The sequence below is a fragment of the Sphingopyxis sp. SE2 genome (assembly GCF_032227185.1).
GTDB lineage: Bacteria > Pseudomonadota > Alphaproteobacteria > Sphingomonadales > Sphingomonadaceae > Sphingopyxis.
Map to the genome: position 1 here is coordinate 2,378,632 of NZ_JAPMXW010000001.1, position 10,909 is coordinate 2,389,540.

A 10,909-nucleotide genomic window follows, 5' to 3' on the forward strand; every position below is an offset into this window, starting at 1 on the left:
ACCGAGGCGCTTGGATAACGGTATAATGCGATAAATCATATCTGACAATCCGGTTGCGCGATGATTCAGGGTAACGCTTTGGCGAGCGAGTCGAGGCAGGCGCATCGCCCAAAGCCACGCTCGCGATCATCGGATCGGCTCGGCGTTTCTATGAACGCTCCGCCCTTGCACGCGGCACAACGAGCGTTGCGAATTGCCGACTCGCCCTGCGGACAGGGGGCGGCATGAACGACAAGACACGCGCGCAATCCGTCCGCCAGCATGAAGGGTTGCAGATACACCGCTCGGGCACGCTCGATATATTGACGCTTGAGCGCCCCGACAGGCTCAACGCCATCGATCCGCGTATGGTCGATGCGCTGACCTCCTATTTCCGGCAAAAGCGCGACGACGATGATTGCCGCGTGATCGTGCTGCGCGGAGCCGGGCGAGCCTTCTGCGCGGGCGTGGACCTGAAATCGACGACTGACGCGCCACCCGACCTGCAATTCACCGGCTGGCTGGGGCGGCAGGATTCGAACCTGCGCATGGCGGTACCAAAAACCGCTGCCTTACCGCTTGGCTACGCCCCAACGGCCGGTGCGACGCGCGCTCTATAGCGCGTCGCGACCTAATGCAAGGCGGGTCGGATCAGAGCCGCGTGACCCAGCCGTGCGGGTCGGCGGCGCGGCCGCGCTGGATGTCGACGAGCTTGCTCTTCAGCATTTCGGTGACCTGTCCCGGGCCGCCCGCGCCGATCGTGAAGCTCGCCTCTCCGCGCGTCACCTTGCCCACCGGGGTGACCACCGCGGCGGTACCGCAGGCGAAGCTTTCGGTGAGCTTGCCGCTCTCCGCATCGGCCTGCCACTGGTCAATCGCATAGGGTTCCTCGCGCACCGTCAGGCCCGCGTCCTTCGCCAGCGTGATGATCGCGTCGCGCGTGATGCCGGGAAGGATCGTGCCGGTCAGCGGCGGCGTGACGATGCTGCCGTCGTCGAAGACGAAGAACATGTTCATGCCGCCGAGTTCCTCGATCCAGCGATGCTCGGCGGCGTCGAGGAAGACGACCTGGTCGTGCCCCTTGGCGATCGCCTCGCGCTGCGCGACCAGGCTGGAGGCATAATTGCCGCCGCATTTGGCGGCACCGGTACCGCCGGGCGCGGCGCGGGTATAATCCTCCGACACCCAGAGCGAGATCGCGGGGGCGCCCGATTTGAAATAATTTCCGACTGGCGAGGTGATGACGAGGAACTGATATTCGGAGGCCGGCTTGACCCCCAGAAACACCTCGCTCGCGAACATGAAGGGGCGGAGATAGAGCGCGCCGCCGTCGACGGGCGGGAACCATCTGGCGTCGGCCGCCACGGCCTCCTTCACCGCCGCGATGAACAATTCCTCGGGGAGTTCGGCCATCGCCATGCGGCGCGCGCTCGCGTTGAAGCGCGCGGCATTGGCCTCGACGCGGAACAAGGCCATCGACCCGTCGTCGAGACGATAGGCTTTCAGCCCCTCGAAGATTTCCTGCGCATAATGGAGCACTGCGGTCGCGGGATCGAGCGTTAGCGGCCCGCGCGGCATCACCTGCGCGTCGTGCCAACCCTTCCCCTCGGTATAGCGGATCGACACCATATGATCGGTGAAGACGCGCCCGAAAAGCGGGTCCGCAATCGCCGCCGCCCGTACATCGTCCGCCGCCGGATCGGGATGCGGCAGATGGGTGAAGACGGGAGCGGACATGCGAAAACACCTTTGGTTGGCTGGTTTCAGGAGCGCGCCTCTTGCCAAAGAGCGGCCCGGCGCGCAACGGTAGCGACTATGCCGGATGAAAATTTTCTTTCACAAGTCCCCGCCGCCTCTGCCCTTTTCTTGCGCGAGGAGGAGGTGCGTCGCGGCATCGAGTTCCTCTTTTTCGCCCATGCTTCGCTCTGGCACGCAATCGACGCGCGGCTCGCCGAAAAGGCGCTGGGACGCGCGCATTACCGCGCGCTCTATTTCATCGCGCGCCAGCCGGGGCTGACGATTTCGGATCTGCTCGCGCTGCTCGGCATCACCAAGCAGTCGCTGGGGCGGGTGGTAAAGGAGCTCGAAGCGCGCGACTATCTGACGACGCGGCCCGGCAACCGTGATCGGCGCGCCAAGGAGCTGCGGCTCACCGACGCCGGCCGCGCGGCCGAACGCGAGATATTCGCGGCGCTGCGCGATACGATGAGCCGCGCCTATACCCATGCAGGGCAGCAGGCGGTGACCGGCTTCTGGCAGGTGAGCGAAGCGCTCGTCCCGGCGCGCGAACGCCGCCGGATCGCAGAGCTGGGGAAGGACGCCGGCTAGAATCTGTCCTGAGGTGATTGAGGGATCGAGATTGCCGCGAGACGCCCGCCGAGCGGCGACGCTGCGCCGGCGGGTCAGGCCTTAAAGCCACAAAAGCCCCGCATGCGCGCACCGGATTGTGTCCTTTGTGGCTCTAAGGCGACAAAGGATATGCGTGAACGCGCCGCGACTGTCTCCTTTGTCGCTTTAAGAAAGCGACGCGGAACCCCTGCTGCCGGGTGACAATCAACGATCCAAAGAGCCGGTCCAAAGGCTGGCACAGCCGGATAATGTAGGAAAGCGATCTTTTCGGCCCGCGCCGCGGCTCGCTTATTTTGGATCCGGAAGGGTGGTGAATGTCCGGTTTCGAGCGATTACGGACATAATGATCCTCCCTGCGGCGGAGCCGTGGGGAGGGGTGGAGGGGCCACGCGCGCAGCGCGCTCGCTTCGCTCGCGGCCCCTCCGTCAGCGCTTCGCGCTGCCACCTCCCCATCGCTGCGCGACAGGGAGGATCGCCACGGCAGCTGCCCACAGCGTCAGCCGGAGCCACAGAGTCTATCCCTCGCCGCGCGCAATGTCCGCCAGTTCGCGCCCGCGGTCGCGCGCCGCGCGCAAGACGCCCGTCAGCAACGCAGCGAGCTGGCCGTCGCTGTCGAGCACGTCAAGCCCCGCCTGCGTGGTTCCGCCCTTGCTTGCGACCTGCGCGATCAATGCACCGGGCTTTTCGCCGCTGTCGGCGAGCAGCGCGGTCGCGCCGCCGAAGGTTGCGGTCGCGAGCTTCAACGCGTCTTCGGACGACAGGCCGAGGCGCTCTCCGGCGGCTGCGTAGGATTCGATCAGGCGAAAAACGAACGCCGGGCCGCTGCCGGTGAAGGCGGTGACGAGGTCCATCGTCGAATCGTCGGCGAGCGGGACGACCGTGCCGAGCGGGTCGAGAAGGCTGCCGATCGTCGTCTCGTCGGCGTTGCCGTGGCTCGCGACCGCCGAGACCCCGGCGCCGATGCGCGCGGCGAGGTTGGGCAGAATGCGGACCTGCGCCCGCGCGGCGGGAAAACGTGCCGCGAGGTCGGAGAGCGAAACCCCCGCGAGGATCGACAGCAGATGGGTTTCGCCCGTCACGACCTCGGCAAGCTCGTTCGCGACTTCGCCGAGTTGCTGCGGCTTCATGCCGAGCATGACCCATTCGGCGGCTCCGCCCGCGCCCAGCCATTCGGCGAGCGATGCGAATTGCGCGATCCCCTCGCGCGGCGCCGCGAACGGATCGACGATCGCGACCGTAGCGGGATCAAGCCCCGCCTTCAGCCAGCGATCCAGCATCGCGCCCGCCATATTGCCGCACCCCACGAGCAGCATCCGGCCGGCAAAATTCTTCAAATTATTCGTCATGGTCCCTGGTTCTTCTTAGTTACCGGCAACTGCTTTCTGGACCCGAGATCAGGTCGAGGCAGCGGCCGTCGATCTTGTTTGCATCCACCGTCAAGCCAATCAGCGAGGCCAGCGTCGGCATGATATCGACCGTCATCACCGCATTGGGCTGTTCGAAGCCGGCCAGCCCCTTGCGCCAGAAAAGGATCGGTACGCGGCGGTCGTAATCCCACACCGAGCCGTGCGTCGCGACATAGCCGACGCCGGCTTCGGGGATCGGGGTGACGCGGGGCTTCAACGCGATGATGAAATCGCCCGACCGCTGCGGATGATAGGAGGCGCGCAGCTTGTCCATCAGCGTCCAGGTATCGGGCGCGCGCTTCGAGATCGGATGCGCTTCGAGTTCCTCGCGCGTCACCACCGCCTCGATCTGCGGATGCGCGCGGAGGCGCGGAAGCAGTTCGGCAAGCACGGCCTTGCGCTGCGCCGCGGTCAGCGTCTTCGCGAGATAATAGTCGCCGCCATCACCGTAAAGAATGGGCTGCGGCAGGCCGAGCTTTTCGGCGACGGCTTTCCCCATCGCCTCGGGATCGAGCGCCTTGTCGACGCGCTGCGCATCGGGCCAGGCGTTCTGGCGGTTGCGTTCGGGCAGGTCGTGGCCGCCATGGTCGGCGGTGAGTGCGACCGCATAGTCGATGCCCGTCGCATCGAGCCGCGCCAAGAAGTCGCCGAGCTCGCGGTCGAGCCCCGCCATCTGGAGGCACATTTCGCTGCCTTCGGTACCCGTGCCGTGGCCGACATAATCGGTCGCCGAAAGGCCGACGATCAGGAGGTCGGTGCTGTCCCCCTCGCCCATCTTGCGCACCTGACGCAGCGCCGCGGCGGTCGCGAGCACGGCGCCGTCCGCTTCGGGCGACGCCATGAAGCGGCGGAAGTCGCCCGCGTCGCGCGCCATCCGGCCGGTGCCGACCGAACCGCCCTTGTCGAGCGGGATCGCGATGTCGTGCGGCGCGCATTCGGCGGGCAGCGTCAGTGCCGGACGCGCCTGACCGATCGCCGCGGCGATCGCGGCGCTCGCCTGCTGCGCGGTCGGCGACAGCGTGGTGCCGCGATAGCTGGTGAGGCCGGTGGGCACGAGCCACATCAACTCGTCGGCCCGGCGTCCGCCCATCATGATCGCCGCGCGGTCCTTACCCGATACCGAGACGACCTGCGCCTTCGGGTCGCGCGCCTTCATCAGGTCGCCGAGCGTCGGGACGAGCAGATGATTCACCGACGGCGCATATTCGCCGCCCTTCGACGTCGTGCCGGCGACACTCTCGTCCTCGGCGCAATAGACGCGCTTGTCCGCGCGCGCGACCGACGGGTCGAAATAATTATTGGCGACGATGCCCGTGTGCGCCGGGTGGTTGCCGGTCAGGATCGTCGAATGGCCGGGGCAGGTTTCGGTCGCGCCATGCGCCTGATAGCCCGACGGAAAGACGACACCCGACGCGAGCCGCGCGAGACCGCCGGTGAAGCGGCCGCGATATTCGGCAAAAAGGTCGGCCGAGAACTGGTCGACCGCGACCATCACCACCAGCTTCGGGGCAGGCGTCGCGGCCGTAACCTTCTGCACCGGCGGCGCCGAATCCTGCGCGAGGCCGGTTCCCGCGGCGAGACAAAGCGCGGTGGCAAGGGCAGCGGACAGATATTTCAGCGTCACGGACTGCTTCTCCAACCAAGGGGTGTCAGCGCGGGCTGTCCTCTCGACGAAAGCCGCCTATATGGCAAGCCTTCGAACGACCAACAGCTGCGGACGGGCCATGAATTTGCTGAGTGAGGCTTTTGTGACACGCATAGCGCGTACGCTGCTGCTGGCGCTGGCGCTCGCCGCGTTCAGCCCCGCGCACGCGCAATCGACGCATATCCATCCCAAACTCGTTGCCGAATCGGCCACCCCTGCGCCCGGCGGCACGACGACGCTGGCGCTAACCATGGCGCCCGACAAGACGTGGCACGGCTATTGGGTCAATGGCGGCGACGCGGGCTTCGGCCTGTCGGTCGAATGGAACGCGCCCGAGGGGGTGACGATCGCCCCCTTCCGCTATCCCGTTCCCGATGCGCTGATCCTCTTCGGCATGATGAACCATGTCTATGAGCATCCCTATGCGCTGCTCGCCGAGGTGCAGGTCGACAAAGGCATCGCGCCCGGCGCCGACCTGACGCTGTCGGGAATCGCCAACTGGCTGGCCTGCACCGACAAGGTGTGCGTGCCCGAAAGGGCGGTGATCTCGGTCGCGCTGAAGGCGGGCGACGGAGCGGTCCCCGACGCGTCGCGCACCCGCTTCGACGGCTGGCGCGCGCTGCTCCCGCAGCCGCTCGACCGGCACGGCGCATGGGAACGGCGCGGCGAGACGGTGCGCTTCGCCATTCCGCTGCCCGCCAGCACCCAGATCGACGCACCACACCTGTTCGTCGAGACGCAAGATGTGGTCGATTATGCCGCGCCCCAGAAGTTCAGCCGCAATGGCGATCAGATCATCGTCGAGACGCGCGCCAAGGGCGAGAAGGCCGGGCCGGTTTCGGCGCTGCTGAAGCTGGGCGGCGGGCGCGGCCTGTCGCTCAAGCTCGAACCCGGCACGGTGCCCGCGGCCGGCGAAGCGATTGCGGGACCGACGGGCGCGATCGACGGGACGCTGTTCTGGACCGCGCTCGGCGGCGCTATCCTCGGCGGGCTGATCCTCAACCTGATGCCCTGCGTCTTCCCGATCCTCAGCCTCAAGGCGCTCAGCCTTGCGCGGTCGGGTGGCGATGCGAAGGCCGCCAAGGTCGAAGCGCTCGCCTACACCGGCGGCGCGGTCGTCACCGCGCTGCTTCTCGGCGGCGCGTTGCTCGCGCTCCGGGCGGCGGGCGAGCAGGTCGGCTGGGCCTTTCAGTTGCAGCATCCGGTGAGCGTGCTCGCGCTGCTGATTCTCGCGCTGGCAATCACGCTCAACCTGCTCGGATATTATGAACTGCCATCGTTCGGCGGCGGGCAAGCGCTTGCTGAAAAGGGCGGCGCGGCGGGCGGCTTCTGGACCGGCGCGCTCGCGGCCTTCGTCGCCACCCCGTGCAGCGGGCCGCTGCTCGGTGCTGCGCTCGGCGCGACTTTGGTGCTGCCGGCATGGGCGGCGCTGCCGATCTTCGGCGGGTTGGGGCTGGGGCTCGCCCTGCCCTTCCTCGCGATCGGTTTCGTCCCCGCCTTGCGGCGCCGCCTGCCCAAGCCGGGCCCGTGGATGGACCGGTTCCGCAAATGGATGGCACTGCCGATGGGCCTCACCACGCTCGCGCTGGCATGGCTGCTGTGGCGCCAACTCGGCAGCGGCGAGCAGCTTCTGTGGCCCAGCCTCGCGGTCGCGATGGCACTTGTCCTTCTGACGCAATACGGCGCGATCCAGCGCGGCGACCGGCGGTCGTGGCTGTTGATCGCGTCGGGCCTGCTCCTCGTCGTCAGCCTTGCAGGAACGGTGACCGAGGTTGCCGAGGCGGAGCGCAGCATTGAGGGCGCGGGCTCGACCTTCTCCCCCGATGCGCTCACCAAGGCGCGTGCCACCGGCAAGCCCGTCTTCGTCTATTTCACCGCCGACTGGTGCCTGTCGTGCAAGGCGAACGAAGCCGGCGCGATCGAGCGCGAGGCGGTGCAGAAAGCCTTCGACAAGGCCAGCGTCGTCACGCTCGTCGGCGACTGGACCAATGGCGATCCGGTCATCACGCGCACGCTCGCCGAGCATGGCCGCAACAGCGTGCCACTCTACCTCTGGTATGCGCCGGGCACCGCCAAGCCCGAAATCCTGCCGCAGATCCTGACCCCGGGTCTGCTCACCGACAAGGCGGGCGGCTGATGGCGAAGCAGCGCGCCGACCAGTTGCTCGTCGACCGTGGGCTGGCCGAAAGCCGGACGCGCGCGCAGGCACTGATCCTTGCCGGGCTTGCCTTCGTCGGCGACCGCAAGATCGACAAGGCGGGACAGCAGATCGCCGACGATGCCGAGATCAGCGTCAAGGGCCGCGATCACCCATGGGTGTCGCGTGGCGGGATCAAGCTCGACCATGCGCTTAGGCATCTGGGCTGGGACGTGAGCGGCGCGGTTGCGATCGATGTCGGATCGTCGACCGGCGGGTTCACCGACGTGTTGCTCAGCCGCGGCGCGGCGCGCGTCTATGCAATCGATTCGGGCACCAACCAGCTCGCATGGAAACTCCGGCAGGACCCGCGCGTCATTGTCCACGAACAAACGAGCGCGCGCATCCTGACCGCCGGCCATATCCCCGAACCCGTCGACCTGATCGTTTGTGACGCGAGCTTCATCGCGCTGTCGAAGGTGCTGCCGGTGCCCATGAGCTTCGCGAAACCCGGTGCCCGCATGGTCGCGCTGATCAAGCCGCAATTCGAGGCCGAGCGTCGCGAAGTCGGCAAAAAAGGGGTGGTGCGTGATGCCGAGGTGCATGCCCGCGTTTGCGCCGAGGTGCGAGATTGGCTGCAAAGCGAAGGCTGGGACGTCGCCGACCTCGTTGAAAGCCCGATCACTGGGCCCGAGGGCAATGTCGAATTTCTGATTGCAGCGGTGAATCGAGCCGCTTGACGCTACGCCGCACAATCGCGACACAAATGCAACGGATTCGCATTTGGGGGATATTGCGGACATGACCGAAATCGCGACACAGGGCCAGCTTCGCATGTCCTACCTGCGTTGGGCGCTCGTCACCGTGCCGGCGATCGTGCTGATCGGCAGCCTGATGGGCCTGCTCTCGAACAGCGGTTACGGCAATCGCTGGTTCGCCGCGCTCGACCTGCCCTTGATCACACCGCCGGGCTGGGTGTTCGGCACCGTATGGCCGATCCTTTATATCTGCCTCGGCCTGTCGCTCGCGATGATCCTCCATGCGCGCGGCGCCAAGGGGCGCGGTTTCGCGTTGCTGCTTTTCTTCGTCCAGCTGATCGCCAATTTCGCCTGGTCGCCGCTTTTCTTCGGCCAGCATCAGGTGACGACCGCGCTTTACCTCATCATCTTCATCCTGATGGTGACGGTCGCGACCGCCTTTGCCTTTGCGCCGATCCGCAAGGCCGCGGCATGGCTGCTCGTGCCCTATATGATCTGGCTCAGCTTTGCCGCGATCCTGAATTTCCAGATCGATCAGCGCAATCCCGACGCCGAAACCCTTGTCCCCGCCGCCGCCAGCACCCAGATAAGGTGAAGGCGCAAGGGACAACTGGGGGACCACCCCGACGAAGGAATATCAGACATGCAGAGCGAAAACCGCTTTTTCGACGACCTCGCCAAGATGGTGAACGGCATTGCCGGGACCGTCGCGGGCGCCGGCCGCGAAGCCGAAGCCGCGATGCGCGACCGCGCGAAGGAATTCGTCGGCCGCATGGATTTCGTCAGCCGCGAAGAATTCGAGGCGGTGAAACAGATGGCCGCCACCGCGCGCGCCGAAGCCGAAGCGCTGAAGGCGCGCCTCGACAAGCTTGAAGACGTCGCGAAGCCGGCCGCTGCCCCGAAAGCCGCAGTAAAGCCGGCCGCAACGAAACCCGCTGCCAAGCCCGCGGCGAAACCGAAGGCCGCCCCCAAGAAATGATCGTCACCCCGGCGAAAGCCGGGGTCTCGACCTCGCGTTCGGCTGCACCGTCGAGATCGGGCATTCGCCAAGATGACGGTTTGGTGGTGAGACCTGCAGACTCGCTACTTCACGCAAGAACGGCTAGGGCGACGCGCATGAGTGACGATATCTACGACGACGATGACGGCCAGGACGCGGCGCCCATGGAGATGCTGGCGTCCTATTTCGCCGCGCACGACTGGCCGCACGAGATGGTCGGTGAGGACGAGATCGTCGCGACCGCGCAGGGCAGCTGGACGGCCTATGAGCTGCGCGCGGTGTGGCGGCCCGACGACGGGGTGATCCAGCTCCTCGCCTTTCCCGACATTCGCGTTGTCGAGGACAAGCGCGCAGTGGCGCACGAGGCGCTCGCGATGATCAACGAGCAGCTCTGGCTCGGCCATTTCGAGCTGTGGTCGAACAGCGGCACGATTCTCTTCCGCCACGGCATGCTCGTCGGCGCCGATGCGGCGCTGTCGCTCGACCTGACCGAAACGCTGATCGAAAGCGCGATCGACGAATGCGAGCGCTTCTATCCGGTGTTCCAGTTCGTGCTGTGGGGCGGCAAGACGCCGGCCGAGGCGCTCGCCGCCTCGCTCATCGAAACGCGCGGCGAGGCTTAACCCCCTTCCCCGCTCGCATCCAGCGGGTTCGGAGGGCCCTTACCTTTTCTCGAACCTCGTCAGGCCAGCGCCGAGCTCGTTCGCCCCGATCGCCAGCGCCTCGCCGCTCCAGTCGGCGACGAATACCGACCGGCGATCGATGCCCGCGGGCAGGCTCGCGCGATTGCCCTCGATGACGAGCCCACGCGACGGATTCTTGCGCTCCTCGGCCGCGACGGCGATGAAGGCCGAATAATTTTCCTTGTCGCGCCCCTGCACGAACAGATTGTTCGAAATCCGCCCGATCGAACCCGAGGGCAGGTCGATCATATAATTGGTCGCCTTCCCCTGAGTATCGTCGAAGCTGTTGTCGTCGATGTCGACCCGCACCGCGCGTGTCTTGAGATAATGGCCGCCGCTGCCTTTTTCAAAGCGCGTGCGGGTGACGGCGACGCGGCCGTAGATGCCGGTATAGACGCTGTGCGCGCAGCTCAAACCCCGGTCGCAGCGGCCGAGGCGCGAAAAGGTCGAACGGTCGATCGTCAGCGTCGCGTCGGGATCGTCGGCGGTCAGGATGCCCTGTTCGCTGTCGCGGAACATCGCGTTCACAATGTCGAGATCGCTGGTTTCGAGCCGGATGCCCGCGCCATTTCCGTCGGGAACGCGCATATTCTGAAAGACGATGCCGTCGATGCGCGCGCCATCGCCGCGCAGCACGAGCGCTGCCTTGCCTTCGCAGGTCACGCCGTCGAAGATCGCCCGGCCCGGCTCGGCGGCGACGAAGGCGATGCGCCCCGCGGTCTGCACCGCGCAATCGCGGTGATAGCCGGGGGCGATACGGATCGTCCCTTCACCCTCGCCGATCGCATCGACCGCGTCCTGCAGCCGCCCGAAACCGCGGCCGTCGATGCTGTAGGGCGCGCCGCCCGTCTGCGCCGGCAGCGGCGCGGACGCGAAAAGCAGCGGCAGGGCGAGCAGCGGCAGCAGCGGCCGGCGAAGGATCGATCTGAACATGGACCGCGCATAGCGATTT

Annotated in this window: 10 protein-coding genes, 1 tRNA gene and 1 pseudogene; 7 read left to right on the plus strand and 5 right to left on the minus strand. The window is 66.6% G+C overall.

What is annotated here, in order from left to right; translation table 11 throughout:
• Positions 1-347 precede the first annotated feature (347 nt).
• Positions 348-443: pseudogene (locus tag OVY29_RS24700) on the plus strand (enoyl-CoA hydratase/isomerase family protein); the annotation flags it as partial.
• A 54-nt stretch (positions 444-497) separates the two neighbouring features.
• Here the strand turns inward: OVY29_RS24700 and OVY29_RS11245 are convergent.
• Both OVY29_RS11245 and OVY29_RS11250 read right to left on the minus strand, forming a co-directional pair.
• A tRNA-Gln gene (locus OVY29_RS11245) sits at positions 498-572 on the minus strand.
• A 58-nt stretch (positions 573-630) separates the two neighbouring features.
• Positions 631-1,716, minus strand: coding sequence for a branched-chain amino acid aminotransferase (locus OVY29_RS11250; RefSeq protein WP_037554087.1), 1,086 nt, complete (start codon positions 1,714-1,716; stop codon positions 631-633).
• A gap of 78 nt (positions 1,717-1,794) precedes the next feature.
• Between OVY29_RS11250 and OVY29_RS11255 the strand changes: the two genes are divergently transcribed.
• On the plus strand, positions 1,795-2,307 hold the full coding sequence (locus tag OVY29_RS11255; protein WP_037554088.1) for a MarR family winged helix-turn-helix transcriptional regulator: 513 nt from the start codon (positions 1,795-1,797) through the stop codon (positions 2,305-2,307).
• A 536-nt stretch (positions 2,308-2,843) separates the two neighbouring features.
• Here the strand turns inward: OVY29_RS11255 and proC are convergent.
• Both proC and OVY29_RS11265 read right to left on the minus strand, forming a co-directional pair.
• Complete coding sequence (gene proC / locus OVY29_RS11260) at positions 2,844-3,674, minus strand: pyrroline-5-carboxylate reductase (RefSeq protein WP_313911416.1); 831 nt, start codon at positions 3,672-3,674, stop codon at positions 2,844-2,846.
• Between the two features lie 19 nt (positions 3,675-3,693).
• Positions 3,694-5,358: an alkaline phosphatase family protein gene (locus tag OVY29_RS11265; RefSeq protein WP_313911417.1), complete on the minus strand. Its 1,665-nt coding sequence runs from the start codon at positions 5,356-5,358 to the stop codon at positions 3,694-3,696.
• Positions 5,359-5,458: 100 nt separating this feature from the next.
• On the opposite strand from OVY29_RS11265, the gene OVY29_RS11270 reads away from it, so the two are divergent.
• The 5 genes from OVY29_RS11270 (at position 5,459) to OVY29_RS11290 (ending at position 9,897) form a co-directional block, all read left to right on the plus strand.
• Positions 5,459-7,516 carry a thioredoxin family protein gene (locus OVY29_RS11270; protein ID WP_313911418.1) on the plus strand — a complete coding sequence of 686 codons (2,058 nt, stop codon included), beginning with the start codon at positions 5,459-5,461 and terminating at the stop codon, positions 7,514-7,516.
• A complete protein-coding gene (locus tag OVY29_RS11275; protein ID WP_313911419.1) occupies positions 7,516-8,256 on the plus strand; it encodes a TlyA family RNA methyltransferase in 741 nt (246 codons plus the stop codon). The genes OVY29_RS11270 and OVY29_RS11275 overlap by 1 nt, the downstream gene beginning before the upstream one ends.
• Positions 8,257-8,317: 61 nt before the next feature.
• The gene (locus OVY29_RS11280; RefSeq protein ID WP_313911420.1) at positions 8,318-8,869 is read left to right on the plus strand and encodes a TspO/MBR family protein; all 552 of its coding nucleotides are present in this window, start codon (positions 8,318-8,320) and stop codon (positions 8,867-8,869) included.
• A 48-nt stretch (positions 8,870-8,917) separates the two neighbouring features.
• Positions 8,918-9,253 carry an accessory factor UbiK family protein gene (locus OVY29_RS11285; protein WP_313911421.1) on the plus strand — a complete coding sequence of 112 codons (336 nt, stop codon included), beginning with the start codon at positions 8,918-8,920 and terminating at the stop codon, positions 9,251-9,253.
• 137 nt (positions 9,254-9,390) lie between these two features.
• A complete protein-coding gene (locus OVY29_RS11290; RefSeq protein WP_313911422.1) occupies positions 9,391-9,897 on the plus strand; it encodes a YbjN domain-containing protein in 507 nt (168 codons plus the stop codon).
• 39 nt (positions 9,898-9,936) lie between these two features.
• Here the strand turns inward: OVY29_RS11290 and OVY29_RS11295 are convergent, their stop codons facing one another.
• Positions 9,937-10,890, minus strand: a complete 954-nt coding sequence (locus OVY29_RS11295; RefSeq protein WP_037554094.1) for a hypothetical protein — start codon at positions 10,888-10,890, stop codon at positions 9,937-9,939.
• Positions 10,891-10,909 lie beyond the last annotated feature (19 nt).

Excerpts from the sequence above, each read along its gene's own strand:
- OVY29_RS11290 (WP_313911422.1), top strand. The coding sequence starts at position 9,391 with ATGAGTGACGATATCTACGACGACGATGACGGCCAGGACGCGGCGCCC.
- OVY29_RS11255 (WP_037554088.1), top strand. The coding sequence starts at position 1,795 with ATGCCGGATGAAAATTTTCTTTCACAAGTCCCCGCCGCCTCTGCCCTT.
- OVY29_RS11285 (WP_313911421.1), top strand. The coding sequence starts at position 8,918 with ATGCAGAGCGAAAACCGCTTTTTCGACGACCTCGCCAAGATGGTGAAC.
- OVY29_RS11275 (WP_313911419.1), top strand. The coding sequence starts at position 7,516 with ATGGCGAAGCAGCGCGCCGACCAGTTGCTCGTCGACCGTGGGCTGGCC.
- OVY29_RS11250 (WP_037554087.1), bottom strand. The coding sequence starts at position 1,716 with ATGTCCGCTCCCGTCTTCACCCATCTGCCGCATCCCGATCCGGCGGCG.
- proC (WP_313911416.1), bottom strand. The coding sequence starts at position 3,674 with ATGACGAATAATTTGAAGAATTTTGCCGGCCGGATGCTGCTCGTGGGG.
- OVY29_RS11295 (WP_037554094.1), bottom strand. The coding sequence starts at position 10,890 with ATGTTCAGATCGATCCTTCGCCGGCCGCTGCTGCCGCTGCTCGCCCTG.
- OVY29_RS11280 (WP_313911420.1), top strand. The coding sequence starts at position 8,318 with ATGACCGAAATCGCGACACAGGGCCAGCTTCGCATGTCCTACCTGCGT.
- OVY29_RS11270 (WP_313911418.1), top strand. The coding sequence starts at position 5,459 with ATGAATTTGCTGAGTGAGGCTTTTGTGACACGCATAGCGCGTACGCTG.